Here is a 19,016-nt window from a genome sequence, read left to right as displayed (position 1 = left end):
CCTAAGCAGTTGCGAAGGGAGGGGCCCGGGTTTTCGCAGGAGCCTAAGCAGTTGCGCGCCCCCCTTCGCAGGAGCCTAGGCAGTTGCGAAGGGAGAGGGGCGGGTTGTCGCAGGAGCCTAGGCAGTTGCGATGTCCGGGTGCGCCGGGAGGTCTCCCGGACGGAAGGCGTAGAGCGCCCGCAGCCGTGCACGGGTGAGCGCCCGGTACCCCGCCGCCGCCGCCCGCGTGCGGGCGCCGGGTCGGTACCCGGAGAGGACCCCGTCCTCGACCACGTCCGCGGTCTGCCGTGACGCCCACCCCTGCTCCACGCGCAGGTCGAGGTGGGCGAGCAGGTTGCCCAGGTCGAGCGCGGGGTCACCGAGCCCGAGGGTGTCGACGTCGAGCATCCCGACACCGTCCCTGTCCACGAGCAGCTGCTTGTCGTGCAGGTCGCGGTGGAGCAGGCTGCGCCGCGCGACCGGACCGGCCGCCGCGATGGCCGTCGCGGCCCGCTCCACGTCCCGCCCCAGCGTCTCCAGGACACGATGCCCCAGGGCGTGGTGCGTGCGCGCCAGGTCGATCAGGCCCCGCGTCGCCCCCAACTCGGCCGTGAGGTCGTGACCGGGGACGCCGTCGATCTCCCCGGCCGAGTGCAGCGTGCGCGCGGCGGCCCCGATGCGCTCGGCGGCGTCAGTGCCCCCTTCGGCGAGCAGGTCGTGCAGCGTGCGTCCCGGGAGCGTGGACATGCGGACCGTCCCGGCACCTTCGTCCGCCGCGACGACGCGCGGGACATCCAGTCCCGGCACCGCGGCCGCCTGCTCCATCCGGCGCACGAGGTCGGCGGTGCGCCGCGGCCGCACGACCTTGGTGTAGACGACCTCGGGTGGATGTGGGCTCGCCGACGATCCACCCGCGCGTTCACCTCCACCCAGCGGGGAGTGGGGGGCTCCGGTGCGCACGACCGCCCGTCGCTCGGGTCGGTGCACGACCAGCTCCGCGCCGTCGGCGACGAGCGCGGCCAGTGCGGGCAGGCGACGGTCCGCCCCCTTCGCCTGGAGGACCAGGTGCCGACCGAGCAGGCGCACCCGCCCGGGGGCGACGGCCTCGGTGGCGGCGGCGACCTGCTGCGCCCCCTCGACGATCCACTGCCCGATGACCCGGCGGCCCTCCTCGTCGGTCAGGTCGAGGTGCAGCCGGTCGGGACGCGGGTGGGCGCGCACGAGGGTCAGGCCGTGCTCGGCGGCCGTCGTGCCCACGGACGGGAAGGCGGTGGCCGGTGTCATGCGCGGACCTTCCCGTCGGCGAGTGTCCCGGCGAGGACGATCAGCTCGCGCGTGACGTCGGGCCAGTCGGGGTGGCCGGAGCGGAAGGGTTCCCCGGCTCGCTCGAGCAGGGCCAGTGCGGTCCGTGGCCCGAGGTCCTCCCCGAGCGGGCCGGTCCACGTGCTCGTGTGGCCGGCGACGAGCGGGCCCCGCAGCCGCTCGACGAGCACGGCAGCCGCCGTGGCCCCGCCGGAGGGCAGGGTCTCGAGCCCGGCCGCGGCGAGCAGGCTCGCGAGGTCGTCGAGCGGGTTCCCGACCCGGGCCCGGTCGAGATCGATGAGGCCGAGTCCGTCGCCGTCGGTCACAACCTGGTCGAGGGAGAGGTCGCCGTGGATGATGCTCCCCCTCGAGGGACGAAGGGCGGCGCTCGCCGCCGCGCGGACGTCGGCGGCGGCGTCGACGGTGGCCCCGAGGACGGGCGCGACGACGTCCAGACCGGAGGTCTCCTCGCTGCGGTCGGTGGCGACCCGGTCGCTGCGCCCACTGGCGTGCAGCTCCCCCAGACCGGCTCCGAGACGCCGGAGCGAGGAGGCGTCCACCGCCTCCTCGAGGGTGGAACCGGGCAGGTGCTCGAGGGCGAGGAGACCGCGCCGGTGGGCGCGCAGCACGCGCGGCAGGCGGAGGGAGGTACGGCGGTCCGGGGCGAGGAGGTCGTGCGCGGCGAGGGCGCCGCCGAACTCGTCCGGGGTGTAGGCCCGCAGGACCACGTGCCCACCGGTTCGCTCCCCCGTCAGCGGGAGGCTGCCGACCCATCGCCGGGCCGGCTTGTGGGCCAGTGTGCGCGGGCTCGCCTGCGGGTCGACCGGGTGGCCCCGCCGGGCCAGCCACGGGCCCACCCGACCGGTGCGCACGAGGTGCCGCAGCGCGGGCAGCCGGCGATCGGCCATCGCGTCGACGACGAGCAGCCCCTCCTTGGGCGCGTCGAGGAGGACGTCGTCAGGGTCGACGTCGGTGAGGGCCTTGACGCGCTTGGCGCCGCCGCCGGCAGGCCAGGCGTTCGCGATGGCGGCCCGGCCGTCGACGTCGACGAGGGCGGTAGCGTTGGTGCCGGTCTTGTACCGCAAATAGCTACGAGTGCTCGGGGCGCCGAGCCGCTCGGACAGGACCGCGTCGTCGAGGAGAGCCGACAGACCGGGCAGGGCACCGTCGTGTGCGGCGAGCAGGGCATGTGCCTCAGCGGAGCGCATGGAGGGCACCGCCTTCGACCCCGACCTCGTCGGCGTGGCGGGCCAGGACCTCCTCCGGGGGGCCGGAGTCGACGATCCGCCCCGCCTCGATCCACACCACCCGGTCGGCGCTGCGGGCCGCGTCCATGTCGTGGGTGATGACGATCGTCGTCCTCCCCCGCGTCAGCCGGTCGAGGGCCGCGACGACCTCGTCCTCGGTCGTCCCGTCGAGCCCGGTCGTCGCCTCGTCCAGGATGACCACGGGCGCGTCGCGCACCACCGCGCGGGCGATCGCGATCCGCTGGCGCTGCCCGCCGGAGAGCGTCCCCCCTCGCTCCGACACGACCGTGTCGTAGCCCTGGGGCAGGGCGGTGATGAAGTCGTGCGCCCCGGCGACCCGGGCAGCCGCGACCACCTGGTCGTCGGTGACCTCGTCGCCGCCCTCGGGCACGCCCATGGCGATGTTGTCGCGGACGGTCGTGGCGAAGAGCAGGCTCTCCTGCAGCACCATCGCGATCTGGCTGCGGACGTCGCGGACGGCCAGGTCCTCCACGTCCCAGCCGTCGAGGCGCACCGCCCCGGAGTCCGGGTCGTGCGTGCGCAGCAGCAGACCGGCGAGGGAGGACTTCCCCGCCCCCGACGGGCCGACGAAGGCGACCTTCTCCCCCTTCCTGATCCGCAGGTTGATGCCACGCAGGACGGGATGGCCGGGGACGTAGGAGAACCACACGTCGGACAGCTCGACGTCCCCGAGGAGGCGACGGTCGGAGCGGGCCCACGAGGTGTCGCGGACGGTGGGCTCGGTGTCGAGCACGTCGACGACCCGCTCCGCGGAGGCCGCCGCCTGGGCGATGCGTCCGGTGTACTTCGCGAGGTCACGCATCGGCTTGAAGGCCGCCTTGAGGTAGGTGACGAAGACGACCAGCTCGCCCGGCGTCAGCGCACCGGCGAGGACCCGCTGGGCACCGACGAAGAGCACCAGCGCGGTCGCGAGACCGACGAGGACGTCCGTCGAGCGCTCGAGGCCGGCGGAGAGCTTCTTCGCCTTCACCCCGTCCTTGAGGGTCTTGAGGTTGTCCGAGGCGAAGCGCGACTGCATGACGCCCTCGAGCGTGTAGGCCTGCACCACCTTCATCGATCCGAGCGTCTCGGTGGCCAGGGTCGCCAGCTTCCCCTCGGCCCTGCGCTGCTTGCGGGAGACCTCGTGGATGCGGCCGGTCACGCTGCGCCCGGTGAGGAAGAAGACCGGGAAGACCACGAGCATGCACAGCGCGAGCTGCCAGTCCATGACGATCACCACGCCGAGCATGGCGACGAGCGTGATCACGTTGCCCAGCAGCGGGAGTGCGGCCGTGACCGCGACCTCCTTCAGCCGTCCGACGTCGCTGGTGATCCGCTGCACGAGGTCACCGGTGCGGGCCTTGTCGTGGAAGGAGAGCGAGAGCTTCTGCATGTGGGCGAAGGCGTCCGCGCGCACCGCGGTGAGCAGCCGGTTGCCGGCCAGCGCGAAGCACACCGTCATCGCGTAGCTCGCAGCGGCACGCAGCAGCACGATGCCGAGCAGGCCGAGGCAGGCCAGGACGAGCACCTGCTGGAGGTTCTGCGGCTGGTCACCCGCCAGGTCCGCGCCGAGTTGCCCGATGACGCCGTCGATGACGAACTTCATCGGCCACGGCTCGAGGAGGCGCATGACGACCTCGAGCGCCATCGCGCCGCCACCGCCGGCGATGAGCAGGCGCTGGCGGCGCAGGTGCGGGCGCACGTGCGGCAGGAGGCGGCGCAGCCCGGGGATCGCCTCGCGCAGGTCCTTGGGCTTCTTCGTCCTCGGCAGCGGGGCCCCGCTCATGCGATCCGCCCGAGGAGGTCGTCGGCCAAGGATGACTGGCGCACGGGCAGGGTGGCGAGGATCCGGGAGACGACGAGGCTCCAGTCGTGGCGGGCCACGGCCGCGTCCCGGCCGGCCCGGGCGAGGTCGGCACGGATCAGCGGGTCCGCGCGCAGCCCGGCGAGCACCGCTGCGAGCCCGGCCACGTCCCCGGGGGCGACGAGCACGCCGAGGTCGCCGTCGTCGAGGATCTCGGCGCAGGGGCCGATGTCGCTGGCGACGACGGGCAGGCCCGCGGCGAGGTACTCGTAGATCTTCAGCGGCGAGAAGTAGAAGTCCGGCAGCTGCGGGTACGGGGCGACGGCGACGCCCATCGCCGCGAGCTGGGCGGGCATCTCCTCGGGCACGACCGCACCGACGAGGTCGACGCGCTCGGCCACGCCGAGCCGGTCGGCCTGCGCCGCGAGGGCCTCGCGCTGGGGCCCGTCACCGACGAGCCGCAACCGCGCGTCCGCGTCGGTGCGGGCGAGGCGGGCGAAGGCCTCCAGGAGCACCTCGACCCCGTGCCAGGGCTTGAGGGTGCCGACGAAACCGACGGTGAAGGGCCTGGGGTCTCGAGGCTCGTCGCCGAACTCCTCGCACCTCGACCCGCGGTGGTTGAGGTGCGAGGCCGCCTGCGGCCCGGGTCCCACGCTCTGCGTGGGCGCCTCGAAACCACCCGGCCGGATGTGCCGCGTGTCGACGCCGTTGGGCACGACGTGCACGGCGCGGTTGCCGGTGCGCTCGGCGACCCACCGCGCCACCGGCTCGGAGACGGTGACGACCGAGGTGGCCGCGTCGAAGGCCCGCGTGGCGATGGCCTCGGCGCCGGCCCGGTCGGCGAGGACACGGTGCTGCGCCTGCTCGTCGATCAGGGGTGCGTTGACCTCCAGCACGCCGTCGACATCGTGGTCGCCGGCCCAGGCCATGGCGGCGTCCGACCACAGTGAGTAGCGCTCGTAGACCAGATCGAGCGGCCGCTCGCCGTGCAGCAGGGCCAGCACATCGACAGCGGCCGCGGCCGAGCGACGGGCAGAGGCCTCCCGCTCGGCGCCCGGCTCCCCCGTGATCCTCGGCAGCTCGTGGACGACGACGTCCTCGAGCCCGCGGGGGCGGTCCCCGCCGACGCGGGCGGCGACCAGGTGCACCTCGGCGCCGCGTCGCAGCAGCTCGCGCACGACGGCCTGGACGTGGACGGAGGCACCCTTGCTCCCGAAGACGGGGACGCCGGGGTCGGTGGAGACGTAGGCGACGCGCTTCATGCCCGCGCTCCTGACATGGCGACCACGCCCGCACCGGCGGCCCCGCCGGCGCGGGAGGCGATGGCGCGACGGAAGATCCCCTGCAGGGTCACCGCGTGGTCGCGGAAGTCGAAGTCCGCCTCGAGCAGCTCCCGGGCGGCCAGCGCCCGGCGGACCGCATCGGCCGGCTCGTCGACGGTGCGTGCGATCGCGGCGGCCAGGGCGCTCGGGTCCGACTCCGGGACGAGCAGGCCGGTCGCCTCGTGGCGCACGATCTCGGGGATACCGGTCACCGGGGTCGACACGGCGGGCGTGCCCAGGGCGAGCGCCTCGAGCAGGACGGTCGGCAGGCCGTCGCGGTTGCCGTCGGCGCCGATGACGCACGGGGCCGCGAAGACGTCGGCGTCCGCGACGATCTCGCGCACCCGGGTCTGCGGCAGGGCGCCGTGCATCGTCACCACGTCGTCCAGACCGAGCGCGCGCACCTGCTCGCGCAGGGCCGCCTCGAGCGGGCCGGTGCCCACGAGGTCGAGGTGGACCCGGCGACCGTCCGCCACGAGTGCCGCGACGGCGGTGAGGAGGTCACCGAAGCCCTTCTTCTCCACCAGCCGACCGACCGCGGCGACGCGGACGGGGCCGGGGGTGGCCCCCTTCGCCGTGAAGGGGAAGGCCTCGAGGTCGACGCTGTTGTACAGCCGGACCACGCGGTCGGCCGCGCCGGGGAAGGTCTGCTGGAGGTGGCGGAGGTTGAAGTCGCTGACGGTCACGGTCGTGTGCGCCTCGCGCAGCAGGGTCGCCAATGACGCCGGGTCCACTCTCTCGTGGAAGATGTCCTTGGCGTGCGCGGTGAAGGACCAGGTGATGCCGGCCAGCCGGGCCGCGAGGCGCGCGACCTCGGCGGCGATCGAGCCGAAGTGCGCGTGCAGGTGCTGCAGTCCCGAGCGGCGGATCGCACCGGCGAGCTCGACCGCCGCCAGGGCCTCGTCCTCGGGTGCCGCGAGCAGCTCCTCGAGGTGCTCGTGGAGCGAGGGCACCTCCACCGCGGCCGTGCGCAGCGCCGCCCAGAAGGTGCTCGCGCGGTGCTCCCGCGAGAGGTAGGTGACGGGGGCCTGCACCCGGGCGAGGGACTCGTGGAAGCGTCCGTCGATCGGCAGGCGCAGCGAGAAGATCTCCACGTGCGTCCCGACGGCCTCCTGCTGGAGGATCTCGTGGACGATGAAGGTCTCGGAGAAGCGCGGGTACATCTTCAGCACGTACCCGACGCGCGGGGCGGAGCCGGTGGTCGTGGCGGTCATCAGCTGGCCATCTCCTGCAGGACGTGGGGCGTGGGCGCCGAGGCGGAGTGCAGCTCGGCGACGAGGGTGGGGACGCGGCGCAGGCCGTCGAGGGCGATGGCGCCGCGGTCCCGTGCGGCGGGGGACGTCACCGCGTCGGCGAGCCACTCGGACAGCCGCTCGGGGACGACATGGTCGGGGTGCATCGAGTCGACGAGGCCCAGGCCGCTCAGGCGCTCGGCGCGCACGAGCTGCTCGAGGCGGGGACGCACCCGTGGGACGACGAGACCGGGGACGTCCTCGGTGAGCACCTCGCACACGGTGTTGTAACCGCCCATGGACACAACGGCCCGGGCGCCGGCGATGAGCTCGATGCTGTTGGTGACGAAGTCCCGGACGAGGAGGTCCCCGCGCTCCTCGGCGATCGCGGTGAGGCGGCGCCGCAGCGAGGGCTGCATGTACGGGCCGGTGACGATGACGCCGGTGTGCCCGGGCGGGTAGGTCGTGCGGGCGAAGGCGAGCGCCGTGTCGTAGCCGTCCTGGCCGCCGCCGACCATGCAGAGCACGTAGGGGCGCGGGACCGGGCGGCGGCGCGGCTCGTCGCGGGGGGCGACCAGGCCCTCCGAGCGGCCCTCGGCGAGGTATCCGGTGTAGCGGATCTTGGTGGCGACGGCGGCCGGGAGGTCGTAGGCGCGGGCCACGTCGACGACCGACCGGTCACCGTAGACCCACACCTCGTCGTAGTGCTCCACGATCGCCTGCGTGGTGCCCGCGGCCCGCCACTCCCGGGTGGCGGTGAGCGGGTCGTCGAGGATGTCGCGCAGACCCAGGACGACGCGGGGCCGGGCGCCGGTGGTGTGCCCGCGGACGGCGCGCAGGGCGGCAAGGCCCTGCTCGAGCTCACCGTCGAGGCCGCGGGCGACCTTGTCGACGACCACGACGTCGGGGGCGAAGGCCATCAGGGCGGTGGTGATGAGGTTCGAGCGCAGGGTGAGCACCGAGGCGAGGTCCATCGCGAAGGTCCGCGCGGCGTAGCGGCCGTCGGCGTCCTTGGCCACGGTCGGGACCGTGACGACCTCGGTGTTCGGCGGGAGCGGCAGGGAGGTGGCCTGCGGGGCACCGGTGAGGACGAGGACGTCCGTGTCCGGCTCGGCGGCGACGATCGCCCCGGCGAGGGCGATGTTGCGGCGGATGTGCCCCAGTCCCTGGGTGTCGTGGGAGTAGAAGGCGATCCGGCGCCGGCGGGGGGTGCTCATGGCCACCACTGTGCGACCCGGTCGTGAGATGAACGTGAAGCGAAGATGAGGAAGCCCTCATCTGTCCCGCCGGCCGCTCAGCGCTCGGCCACCAGCCGCACGAGCTCGGGGTGCTTGGCGCTGCGCCCGTCGCCGGAGGAGCGTCCCCGCAACCGACGCCACGTCCAGGGCCAGACGTACTCCCTCGTCCAGGTCACCTCGGTGCGCAGGCTCCGGCGCGGCGGCGGCCCCTCGGGCAGGCTCGCCCAGTCGGTCGTGGCGGGCACCCCGAGCAGCTCGGCCGCCGCGACCGAGAGGCGGGTGTGCCCCAGCTCGGAGAGGTGCAGCCGGTCCTCGGCCCACGCGCGCCGGTCCTCGAAGACGGTGCCGGTCGTCACCGTCGGCGGGACCATCCCGTGCTCGTCGGCAAGGTAGCGGTAGAGCCCGTTGAGCAGCTCTCGCCGACTCTGCAGCAGCCGGCCGGCAGGGGTGACGCCGCGGATGTCGGGGATCGGGACGACGACCACCTGGACCCCCTTCGCCGTGAAGGGCGCGACGATGTCCACCAGTCGTTGCCGCAGCGCCGCCACGTCCAGGCGCGGGCGCAGGATGTCGTTCATGCCCGCGGTGAGGGTGACGACGTCGGGCTCGAGGGCGAGCGCGGGCTGCACCTGTGTCGCGAGGACGTCCGCGGACCGGTACCCGCGCACCGCGAGGTTGGCGTAGTCCACCTCGCCGTGGTGGGCGGCCAGCAGCTCGGCCAGCCGGTCGGCCCAGCCGCGCGGCGTGCCGTCGGGCCACGGGTGGTCGCCCACCCCCTCGGAGAGGCTGTCGCCGATCGCGACGTAGCGCAGGGTCCGGGACACGGGGCTCCTCAGCTCGCTCGGACGATCCGGGTACCGGCCGCGCGGTCGTGCAGGCCCCGGCCGTCGTCGGAGAGGACGACGATCGGCGGGATCACCAGGCACAGCAGGGCGGCCCGCACGGCCGAGCGAAGGGGGGTGACCCACTCCCCGTGCACCGGCACCACCCGCAGCCCGAGGAGGCGGTGGCCGAAGGAGGCGCCGCCGAGGGTGACCCCGATGAGGTGGACGAGGAAGAGCAGCCCGAGGGGGAGGAAGGAGAAGGCGGCCGGGCTGAGCTCGACGAGCCGGCCGACGAGGCCGTTGGTGATCAGCAGGCAGGCGGCCCAGTCGATGGCCAAGGCGATCAGGCGACGCCCGAAGGGGGCGTGGCTGCCCCCTTCGCCGTGATCGGCTCCGCGATGGCCCGTGCTGCTGCTCACCCGGGCAGCCTATGTGTCCCGGTCGTGGTCACTCCCACCGCCTGCCACGCCCACTCGGTAATGTTGTCCCGCAGCAGACGTGTCCGCGGACGCGTGTAACACCGGTGAAACATCAGGGTCATGGTCGGGAAACGGCCGGTCCCTAGTGTTGGCGCCGACACCAGTTGCGGCAGGTCACCGTGGGCTGCCGCCCCACCCCAGGAGGATGGTTTGTTCAGCTCCCCTGACGAGGTTCTTGACTTCATCAAGGCCGAGGACGTCAAGTTCATCGACATCCGGTTCTGTGACCTGCCGGGCATCATGCAGCACTTCAACGTGCCCGCCGAGAGCGTCGACGAGGACTTCTTCGTCGACGGCCAGATGTTCGACGGGTCCTCGATCCGCGGCTTCCAGGCCATCCACGAGTCGGACATGAAGCTCGTGCCGGACATCGCCACGGCGTACCTGGACCCCTTCCGCGACGAGAAGACGCTGATCGTCAACTTCTCGATCGTCGACCCGTTCACCGGTGAGCAGTACAGCCGCGACCCGCGCAACGTCGCGGCGAAGGCCGAGGCGTACCTGGAGTCCACGGGCATCGCCGACACCGCCTTCTTCGGCGCCGAGGCGGAGTTCTACGTCTTCGACGACGTGCGCTTCGACACCCAGCCGCAGGGCAGCTACTACTTCCTCGACTCGATCGAGGCCGCGTGGAACTCCGGGCGCAAGGAGGAGGGCGGCAACCAGGGGTACAAGACCGCCTTCAAGGGCGGGTACTTCCCCGTCCCGCCGGTGGACCACTTCGCCGACCTGCGCGACCGGATCTGCCTGAACATGAAGTCCGTCGGGCTCAACGTCGAGCGCAGCCACCACGAGGTCGGCACCGCCGGACAGCAGGAGATCAACTACCGCTTCAACACCCTGCTGAAGTCCGGCGACGACATCATGAAGTTCAAGTACGTCGTCAAGAGCACCGCATGGGCCGACGGTCGGACCGCGACCTTCATGCCGAAGCCGATCTTCGGTGACAACGGCTCGGGGATGCACACCCACCAGAGCCTGTGGAAGGACGGCGAGCCGCTCTTCTACGACGAGACCGGCTACGGAGGCCTGTCGGACATCGCCCGCTGGTACATCGGTGGTCTGCTCAGGCACGCCCCGGCGCTGCTCGCCTTCACCAACCCGACGGCCAACAGCTACCACCGCCTGGTGCCCGGCTTCGAGGCCCCGATCAACCTCGTGTACTCGGCGCGCAACCGCTCGGCCTGCATCCGCATCCCGATCGCGGGCAACTCCCCCAAGGCCAAGCGCGTGGAGTTCCGCATCCCGGACCCCTCGAGCAACCCGTACCTGTGCTTCGCCGCCCAGCTGATGGCCGGCATCGACGGCATCAAGAACCGCATCGAGCCCCCGGAGCCGATCGACAAGGACCTCTACGAGCTGCCGCCGGAGGAGCACGAGGCCATCGAGCAGGTCCCCACGACCCTGCCCGAGGTGCTCAAGGCCCTGGAGGAGGACCACGAGTTCCTGCTCGAGGGCGACGTCTTCACCGCCGATCTCATCGAGACCTGGATCGCGTGGAAGCGCGAGAACGAGGTGCTCCCGCTGCAGGTGCGTCCGCACCCGCACGAGTTCGAGATGTATTTCGACATCTAGGTCGAAGCGGCATGACGCAGGCCCTTGGCGCCCGGTTCTCCGGCTGCCCGGGGCCTGCGTCGTCTCGGTGTCCGGTACGAGGTGCCCGTCCGTGCTGAGGGTGGTCGCCACCGATGGGTGACGACGACACGTGAGCCGCTCAGGGAACCAGCGAGATCGTCTGCCCTCGCTCGACGAGACGCAGCTCGCCGGGCAGGGAATGGGCTCGCCACCGGTCCACGAAGTCGGCCAACGGGGAGCGGAAGACGGTGTAGTCGTCGAAGTGCACCGGCACCGTGACCGCGGGTGCGAGCAGCTCGACCAACGACGCACCCTGGTCGGCGTCCATCGTCACGAGCAGTCCCAGCGCGCGGGTTCCCCCGAGATGGACGACCATCGCGTCCAGGGGGCCGAACCGCTCGGTCACCTCGCGCAGCCACGGACGATAGAGCGTGTCGCCGGTGATGTAGACCCGGAAGGGACGGGCGGCTCCCGTGATGTGGTGCTCGAGGACGCTGCCCATGACGGGTGGGAGGAGCCGGGAGGCCCAACCGGGGGTGTGCTCGCCGGGCGCGGAGTGGATCGTGAGTCGCTCACCGTCCTGCTCGAGGTACGTCGACTGCCAGGTGGAGAGCGCCTCGGCACCGCGAAAGCCCCACAACGCCAGACGCCTCACGGCGTGCGGCGTGGTGATGATGGGCAGGTCCCGGTCCAGCTCACGGCGCGCGACTCGGTCGAAGTGGTCCCCGTGGAGGTGGGAGAGCACCACCGCATCCAGGGCGGGGAGCTCACCCGGGCCCAGAGCCGGGTCCGACAACCGCTTGGAGAACAGGCCCCTGCCGAGGTAGGCGCGCTGGCCCCGGTGCAGGAAGTTCGGATCCGTGAGCAGGGTGAAACCGCCCAGTCGAATCAAGGTCGTCGCCGTCCCGATGAATTCCAGTGTTGCCGTCGGCACCTTCGGCTCCTCTCGCCGTGATGGTGTGGTCATAAGGTGCTACCCCGGCGGCCCGTGGCCATGCCCCGAAACAGACCTGGGGCGCCGGCTCAGCCATCCGGACGCCAGCGAGGAGTGGGGCTCAGCCCCCGATCAACGGCCGCATCAGTCGCGCCACCCCGCTGGGCCGCCCGGTCCAGCGCTCCTCGACGTCGGCCAGCTCCATGGCCTTCAGCCCGGCGTTGATCCCCAGCCACCGCAGCGGCTCCGGCTCCCACACCGGTGAGCGGTGACCGACCCAAGGCAGTCGCACCAGGTCGGTGTCGCGCCGCAGGATGAGGTCGCTCAGGGTGCGACCGGCCAGGTTGGTGGTGCTCAGGCCGTCGCCGACGTACCCACCGGCGCGGGCGGCACCGGTTTGCGGGTCGAAGGCGACCGACGCGCACCAGTCCCGGGGCACCCCCAGCGCGCCTCCCCAGCGATGGGTGATCTTCGCGTCGGCGAGCACTGGGAACAGGTCGACCAGCGTGGACCGCAGCGCCGCGAACACCCGTGGCTCGTCCTCGAAACCTGCGCGGACCCGGGAGCCGAAGTGGTACGGCGCGCCACGGCCGCCGAAGGCGAGCCGGTCGTCCGCGGTCCGCTGCCCGTAGATGATGACGTTCCGGAAGTCGCTGAAGGTCTGGCGCCGCTCCAGACCGATGCGCTCCCACACCTCCGCGGGCAGCGGCTCCGTGGCGACCATCAGTGAGTAGACCGGTGCCACTGCCCGGCGCTGACCACGGATGCTCGGGGTGTACCCCTCGGTGGCCCGGACCACGACCTCGGCGCGCACCGTGCCGCGGGTTGTCGTGACCCGGCCGGGGGCGAGGGCGAGGGCCGGCGTCTGCTCGTGGATCACCACTCCCCGCGACTCGAGCACGCGGGCCAGACCGCGCACCAGCTTCGCCGGGTGCAGTGCGGCGCAGTGCGGGGTGTAGGTCCCGCCCTCGGCGCCGGCGATGCGCACGTGCTGCCGGAGCTCCTCACCCGACAGGAGCGCCAGGTCGTCCGGGGTGTCGCCCCAGCGCCGCGCGTCGGCGACCTCCTCGTGGGCGCGACTGCGTTGTGCCGGTCCTCGAGCGGCCACCACGGTGCCGCCCTTGGCGAAGTCGGCGTCCAGGCGCTCTCTGCGCAGCACGTCGGCGACCTCGTCCACCGTCGCGCGCATGGCGGCCGTCATCGCGATCGCGGCCTCGGGCCCGGCCATCCCGGAGAGCCCGGACGTCGATCGCGGGAAGAGCGCGGAGCACCACCCGCCGTTGCGTCCGGAGGCGCCGAAGCCGGCGATCTCGGCCTCGACCACGACCACCCGCAGCGTCGGGTCCACCTCGGTGAGGTAGTAGGCGGTCCACAGGCCGGTGAGGCCGGCCCCGACGATGACGACGTCGGCCTCGCGGTCACCGGGCAGCGGTGGACGCGGAGTCCAGTCCTCGCCGGCGGTCTCGTACCACAGCGATTGGTCGTAGGCCATGGGAATCAGCGCGCTCCTCGTCGGTTGCTGCAGGGATCAGGAGTCGAAGCCCAGCCCGAGACGGTCCAGGGTGCGCAGCCACAGGTTCCGGCGCCCCTGGCTCCGGTCTGCGTGGTCCATCGACCACCGGGTCAGCTGCACCGCTCCGTAGCGGATCGGCTCCGGGGGGAAGGGGGTCGGTCGCGAGCGGACCATGCTCAGCCTGGTGCGCTCGGTGTCCCGGCCGTCGATCAGGTCGAGCATCACCCGGGCGCCGAACCGGCTGGCCCCGACTCCGAGGCCCGTGTACCCGAGCGCATAGCCCACCCGGCCCTCGTGCGCGGTCCCCCAGAAGGCGGAGAACCGGGTGGACGTGTCGATCACCCCGCCCCAGGCGTGGCTGAAGCCGACGTCGGAGAGCTGGGGGAAGGTCTGGGCAAAGTGGCGGGCAAGCAGGGCGAAGGTCTCGGGCCGCTGCTCGTGCTCGAGCCGCATCCCGTTGCCGTAGTGGTAGATCGCGTCGTAGCCGCCCCACACGATCCGGTTGTCCTCGGTGAGCCGGTAGTAGTGGAACTGGTTGCCGGCGTCACCGATGCCCTGCCGGTGGGCCCACCCCACCTCGGCGAGTCGGTCACCGAGCGGCTCGGTGACCAACGCGTAGTCGTAGACCGGCACGACGTGCAGCCGCAGTCGGCGAAGGAGCGGCCGGAAGGCGTTGGTGGCCAGCGCGACCCTCCGCGCCCGCATGCTGCCGTAACCGGTGGTGAGCACCTCCGCGGTGCCGTCGCGGTGCAGTGCGGTGACCTCGGTGTGTTCGTGGATGCGCACCCCGAGCCGTTCGCACGCGGCACGCAGCCCCCAGGCCAGCCGGGCCGGGTCCACCAGTGCCACGTCGGGGTCGAAGACCGCACCCCGGTAGATCGGGGAGTGCACCTGGGCGCGCACCTCCTCGGCGTCCAGCCACCGCACCTCCTCACCCAGCTGCTGGGCCTGCTCGACCCACTCCTTCAGCTCCGGGACCTGCCACTCCGCCGTGGCGACGTCGAGCTCCCCCGTCCGTTGGAAGTCGCAGTCGATGTGGTGGCGCCGCAGGGTCTCCTCGATGGCGTCGAGGTTCTCCCGGCCCATCCGCAGCAGCGTCGGCATCTCGTGCGGCCACCGCGCCATACCGTTGCCGAAGCCGTGGGTCAGGCTGGCGGCGCAGAACCCGCCGTTGCGGCCGCTGGCCGCCCCGCCGCACTCCCCTGCCTCCAGCAGCGCCACATCCCGCGAGGGGTCCTCCTCCTTGGCGAGCAGTGCGGCCCACAGCCCGGTGTAGCCGCCCCCGACGATCGCCAGGTCACAGCTGTCGTCCCCGGACAGTCGGGCCAGTGGGTCGGGCCTGAGGTGTGGCTGGTCCAGCCAGTACGGCACCGGGGCAGCATGGCGCAGTGCACGGCCGGCGTCCACGGTCACCTGTTCCGGTGTCGTTGGGCGGCGGCCCACTGGCCTCCGACGACGGCGAGCAGCGCGACCACGAACATCAGGGTGCCGATGACGTTCACCTGCGGTGGCACGCCGCGACGCGAGGCTCCCCAGACGAACATCGGGAAGTTCACCTCGTTGCCGGCGTTGAAGTTCGACACGATGAAGTCGTCGAAGCTCAGTGCGAAGGCCAGCATGGCGGCAGCCATGATGCCGGGCAGGGCCAGTGGGAAGGTGACCCGCCAGAACGTCGACCACGCGTTGGCGTACAGGTCGCGGGCGGCCTCCTCCAGGTTCGGGTCGAGGCCGGACAGCCGCGCCTTCACCGTCACCACCACGAAGCTCAGCGTGAACATGATGTGGGCGATCAGCAGGGTCCAGAAGCCCAGCCTCATCTGCATCGACACGAACAGCGTGAGCAGCGAGGACCCCATCACCACCTCCGGGGTGGCCATCGGCAGGAAGATGAGCATGTTGATGCTCGAGCGCCCGCGGAAGCGGTGCCGGACCAGGGCGAACGCGATGGCGGACCCGAGGACGGTGGCGCCGATGGTCGCCAGGACCGCGATCTGCAGGCTGAGGACCACCGAGTCGCACATCCCACCCGCGGCGCACATGTTCGTCCAGTTCGAGAGGGTGAACTCGTTGAACGACGTGTTGTAGCGGCCCGCCGGCTTGTTGAACGACTGCAGGATCACCACGGCGATGGGCAGGAGCAGGTACGTCAGCGACCCGATGGCGGCGACCACCACCGCGTGTCGTCCGGCGAACCCCATGGCGGCGCTCAGCGGGGAGCGCGGTCCGCTCGGGCGCGACGAGGTGCCGTCACCCCTCGTGCCCCTGGCAGCGGTATCGGTCGTGCTCACAGGAGGTCCTCCGTTCCTGCCTTGCGGACGTAGACCACCACGAGCGCCACGATCGTCGCCATCAGCATCACCGACAGTGCGGACGCCGTCGGGTAGTCCGTGACCTGCAGGAACTGGCTCTCGATGACGTTGCCGATCATGTAGGTCGAGGGGGTCCCGAGCAGGGCAGCGTTGATGAAGTCACCAGCGGCCGGGATGAAGGTCAGGAGCGTGCCCGCCACCACGCCCGGGAGCGACAGCGGGAAGGTCACGCGCCGGAAGGCCTGGGCCCCCGAGCAGTAGAGGTCCTGGGCGGCCTCGATCATCCGGTGGTCGATCTTCTCCAGGCTGGCGTACAGCGGCAGGGTGGTGAAGGGAAGGAAGTTGTAGGTGATTCCGGCGATGACCGCCACCGGAGTGGCCAGGAGCCGACCGGTGGGGTCCATCAGTCCGATCGCCTGCAGCGTCTGCACCACGAAGCCGTCATCGGCGAGGATGGTGGTCCAGGCCAGGGTCCTGACGAGGAAGCTGGTGAAGAACGGCGCGACGACCAGCACGAGCAGCACGTTCTTCCAGCGGCCGGCCTTGAACGCGATGGTGTAGGCCAGCGGGTACCCGATGACCAGGGCGAGCACGGTCGCGGTGCCGGCATAGCCGAAGGACCGCCGGAACTGCGGCCAGTAGGCCTGCAAGGCATCCCCGTAGGTGGCGAAGTGCCATGTCATCCGGTATCCCTCGCGCAGCGAGCCGTTCGGGTCGTACAGCGAGGTGGAGACCAGGGTGACCAACGGGACCGCGAAGAAGAGCCCGAGCCACATCAGGCCCGGCAGGAGCAGCAGGTACGGGGTCGCCGCCCCACGACGTGCGGCGACGCTCACGAGGCGGCCTCGGCCTCGAGCCGTGCCAGCTGCTCCTCCTCGAGCTCGCCGGCGCGGGCATCCTGAGCAGCGTCCAGCCCGAAGGCGTGCTCGGCCTCCCACCGGAGCGTGACCTCGTCGCCGGGGTGGAGGCGGGTGCCGGACAGGTTCTGCGCGAAGACCACGATCTCCTGGCCCCAGGCGAGGCGGACGAGGTACTGGGTGCTCATGCCGGTGAAGCTGGAGTCGGTGACCACCCCATCCAGCTGGTTCTCGTCGGATGTCGCGATGCGGGGCCCGATGTGGATCTTCTCCGGCCGGACCCCGAAAAAGAGGTCGTCTCCCCCGGCGGCGCACCGGGACGCACACAGCCGCAGCACGCGGTCGCCCGCGACCGCCACCACGTCGTCGCCCGTGCGCGACCTCACCTGAGCCCGGATCAGGTTGGACTGGCCGAGGAAGTTCGCGACGAAGGTGCTGTGGGGGTTCTCGTAGAGTTCCTCCGGATGACCGAGCTGCTCGACCCGTCCGCCGTTCATCACCGCGACGGTGTCGGCCATCGTCATGGCCTCCTCCTGGTCGTGGGTGACGTGGATGAAGGTGATCCCGATCTCGGTCTGGATCCGCTTCAGCTCCAGCTGCATCTGGCGCCTGAGCTTCAGGTCCAGCGCACCCAGCGGCTCGTCGAGGAGCAGCACCTTGGGCTTGTTGATCAGGGCGCGCGCCAGCGCGACGCGCTGCTGCTGCCCCCCGGAGAGCTGGGTGGGCCGGCGCCCGGCGTACCCCTCCAGCTCAACCAGCTCCAGCATCTCGTCGACCTGCGCATCGACCTGCTTGACCCCTCGACGCCGCAGGCCGAAGGCCACGTTCTCCCCGATCGTCAGGTGGGGGAAGAGCGCATAGTTCTGGAACACGGTGTTCACCGGTCGCTTGTGGGGCTTGCGTGCGGACACGTCCTCACCATCCAGCAGGATGCGGCCCGCCGTCGGCGTCTCCAGGCCCGCGACCATCCGCAGGGTGGTCGTCTTGCCGCAGCCGGACGCCCCGAGCAGCGCGAAGAAGGATCCCGCGGGGACGGTGAGGTCGATGCCGTCGACGGCCGTGAAGCCGCCGAACCTCTTGGTCAGCCCGATCAGCTCCAGTGCGCCCCCTCCGGTGGGCCCGGTGTGCTCAGGCATCCTCGACTCCTGTCTCAGCGGGTTCGTGATCACAGCCATCGTCAGAGCCCGATCGTCTGGGTGAACTGCTCCACCAGCTTCTCGCGCTCCTCCCACGACGGGAGCATGAAGCCGTGCACCTTCGACAGGGTCTGCTCGGAGGGGAAGATGAGCTCGTTGTCCGCGAGCTCCGGGTCGATGTCGCGCATGGCCTCCTTGGCGCCCTCGACCGGGCAGATGTAGTTCACCCACGCGGCGACCTCGGCCGCGACCTTGGGGTCGTAGTAGTAGTTCATCAGCTTCTCGGCGTTGGCCTTGTGCGAGGCGAGGGCCGGCACCTGCATGTTGTCGGACCAGAGCATCCCGCCGGCGTCCGGGATCGCGAAGGTGACCTTCGGGTCGTCGAACTGCAGCTGGATGATGTCGCCGGACCACGCGATGCAGGCGGCGATGTTGCCCTTGGCCAGCTGGGGTGCGTAGTCGTTGCCGGTGAACTGCCGGATCTGGCCGGCGTCCACCGCGTCGGTGATCTTCTGCATCGCCCTGTCGAACTCGCCCTGGCTGAAGTCCTCGGGATCGATGCCCATCTCGAGCATGATCAGGCCCACGGTGTCGGTCATGTCGGTCAGCAGGGCGATCTTGCCCTTGAGGTCGGGTGCGGTGAGCAGCTCCTCGACCGAGGTGATCTCCCGTCCGGTGACCTTGGTGTTGGTGCCGATGCCGGTCAGTCCCGACTGCCACGGCAGCGTGTACTTGCGGTCGGGGTCGAAGGAGGGCGACTGCAGGCTGGCCAGCAGGTTCTTGGCGTTCGGGATGTTGGAGGTGTCGATCTCCTGGACGAAGTCCTCCTCGATCATGCGTGCGGCCCAGTCGTTGGAGAAGACGACGATGTCGGAGCCGGTGGGCTGACCGGACGAGAGCTGCGGGCGGATCTTGGCGTAGAAGTCGGCGTTGCCGTTGATCTCCTCGACGTAGTCGACCTTGATCCCCGTCTTCTTCTCGAACTGGACCAGCGTCGGGTGCTTCCCCGAGTCGTCCGTGTCGATGTACAGCGGCCAGTTGGAGAAGTTGACCACCTTCTCCTTCGAGGAGACGTCCTCGGCCTGCTTCGTCTCCTGGCTTTGGGTCCCTTCGGTCCCGCAGGCGGAGAGCAGGCCGGCCCCCGAGACGGCCATCCCGCCCACGCCGACGGCGCGGAGGAAGTCACGCCGGGCGAGCCCCGGGTGGTTGATCCCGGTCGGGCGAGGATTCGTGGACAGTGGTTTGGTCATGGTGGTTCCTTCCAG

Annotated in this window: 16 protein-coding genes; 1 reads left to right on the top strand and 15 read right to left on the bottom strand. The window is 71.5% G+C overall.

Annotated features, from left to right (window positions below; all coding sequences use genetic code 11):
- Positions 1-117: 117 nt before the first annotated feature.
- From O9K63_RS03550 to O9K63_RS03515, 8 genes are all read right to left on the bottom strand, one after another.
- A complete protein-coding gene (locus O9K63_RS03550) occupies positions 118-1,263 on the bottom strand; it encodes a phosphotransferase family protein (RefSeq protein WP_277240599.1) in 1,146 nt (381 codons plus the stop codon).
- The gene (locus O9K63_RS03545; RefSeq protein ID WP_277240597.1) at positions 1,260-2,489 is read right to left on the bottom strand and encodes a phosphotransferase; all 1,230 of its coding nucleotides are present in this window, start codon (positions 2,487-2,489) and stop codon (positions 1,260-1,262) included. Before O9K63_RS03545 ends, O9K63_RS03550 begins: the two co-directional genes overlap by 4 nt.
- Positions 2,476-4,314, bottom strand: a complete 1,839-nt coding sequence (locus tag O9K63_RS03540; protein ID WP_277240595.1) for an ABC transporter ATP-binding protein — start codon at positions 4,312-4,314, stop codon at positions 2,476-2,478. The genes O9K63_RS03545 and O9K63_RS03540 overlap by 14 nt, the downstream gene beginning before the upstream one ends.
- On the bottom strand, positions 4,311-5,594 hold the full coding sequence (locus O9K63_RS03535; RefSeq protein WP_277240594.1) for a glycosyltransferase family 4 protein: 1,284 nt from the start codon (positions 5,592-5,594) through the stop codon (positions 4,311-4,313). The genes O9K63_RS03540 and O9K63_RS03535 overlap by 4 nt, the downstream gene beginning before the upstream one ends.
- On the bottom strand, positions 5,591-6,868 hold the full coding sequence (locus O9K63_RS03530; protein ID WP_277240592.1) for a glycosyltransferase: 1,278 nt from the start codon (positions 6,866-6,868) through the stop codon (positions 5,591-5,593). Before O9K63_RS03530 ends, O9K63_RS03535 begins: the two co-directional genes overlap by 4 nt.
- Positions 6,868-8,103: a glycosyltransferase family protein gene (locus O9K63_RS03525; protein ID WP_277240590.1), complete on the bottom strand. Its 1,236-nt coding sequence runs from the start codon at positions 8,101-8,103 to the stop codon at positions 6,868-6,870. Before O9K63_RS03525 ends, O9K63_RS03530 begins: the two co-directional genes overlap by 1 nt.
- Positions 8,104-8,180: 77 nt before the next feature.
- Positions 8,181-8,948 carry an SGNH/GDSL hydrolase family protein gene (locus O9K63_RS03520; RefSeq protein ID WP_277240588.1) on the bottom strand — a complete coding sequence of 256 codons (768 nt, stop codon included), beginning with the start codon at positions 8,946-8,948 and terminating at the stop codon, positions 8,181-8,183.
- A gap of 8 nt (positions 8,949-8,956) precedes the next feature.
- Positions 8,957-9,367: an RDD family protein gene (locus tag O9K63_RS03515; protein WP_277240586.1), complete on the bottom strand. Its 411-nt coding sequence runs from the start codon at positions 9,365-9,367 to the stop codon at positions 8,957-8,959.
- 210 nt (positions 9,368-9,577) lie between these two features.
- On the opposite strand from O9K63_RS03515, the gene glnA reads away from it, so the two are divergent.
- A complete protein-coding gene (gene glnA / locus O9K63_RS03510) occupies positions 9,578-11,002 on the top strand; it encodes a type I glutamate--ammonia ligase (protein WP_277240584.1) in 1,425 nt (474 codons plus the stop codon).
- A 139-nt stretch (positions 11,003-11,141) separates the two neighbouring features.
- Here the strand turns inward: glnA and O9K63_RS03505 are convergent, their stop codons facing one another.
- The 7 genes from O9K63_RS03505 to O9K63_RS03475 form a co-directional block, all read right to left on the bottom strand.
- The gene (locus O9K63_RS03505) at positions 11,142-11,936 is read right to left on the bottom strand and encodes an MBL fold metallo-hydrolase (protein ID WP_277240583.1); all 795 of its coding nucleotides are present in this window, start codon (positions 11,934-11,936) and stop codon (positions 11,142-11,144) included.
- A 121-nt stretch (positions 11,937-12,057) separates the two neighbouring features.
- Complete coding sequence (locus O9K63_RS03500; RefSeq protein WP_277240580.1) at positions 12,058-13,428, bottom strand: NAD(P)/FAD-dependent oxidoreductase; 1,371 nt, start codon at positions 13,426-13,428, stop codon at positions 12,058-12,060.
- Positions 13,429-13,464: 36 nt separating this feature from the next.
- Positions 13,465-14,862, bottom strand: a complete 1,398-nt coding sequence (locus O9K63_RS03495) for an NAD(P)/FAD-dependent oxidoreductase (RefSeq protein ID WP_277240578.1) — start codon at positions 14,860-14,862, stop codon at positions 13,465-13,467.
- Entirely contained in the window at positions 14,859-15,737 is an 879-nt protein-coding gene (locus O9K63_RS03490) for an ABC transporter permease (protein ID WP_346771038.1), read from the bottom strand. Before O9K63_RS03490 ends, O9K63_RS03495 begins: the two co-directional genes overlap by 4 nt.
- Positions 15,734-16,594, bottom strand: coding sequence for an ABC transporter permease (locus O9K63_RS03485; RefSeq protein ID WP_277240577.1), 861 nt, complete (start codon positions 16,592-16,594; stop codon positions 15,734-15,736). Before O9K63_RS03485 ends, O9K63_RS03490 begins: the two co-directional genes overlap by 4 nt.
- Positions 16,591-17,751, bottom strand: a complete 1,161-nt coding sequence (locus O9K63_RS03480; RefSeq protein WP_277240574.1) for an ABC transporter ATP-binding protein — start codon at positions 17,749-17,751, stop codon at positions 16,591-16,593. The genes O9K63_RS03485 and O9K63_RS03480 overlap by 4 nt, the downstream gene beginning before the upstream one ends.
- Positions 17,752-17,792: 41 nt before the next feature.
- Entirely contained in the window at positions 17,793-19,001 is a 1,209-nt protein-coding gene (locus tag O9K63_RS03475; RefSeq protein ID WP_277240572.1) for an ABC transporter substrate-binding protein, read from the bottom strand.
- Positions 19,002-19,016 lie beyond the last annotated feature (15 nt).

This window comes from Janibacter cremeus (genome assembly GCF_029395675.1).
Classification (GTDB): Bacteria; Actinomycetota; Actinomycetes; order Actinomycetales; family Dermatophilaceae; genus Janibacter; species Janibacter cremeus_A.
The sequence above is the reverse complement of the archived record's forward strand: the minus strand, read 5'-3'. Positions and strand labels throughout refer to the sequence as shown.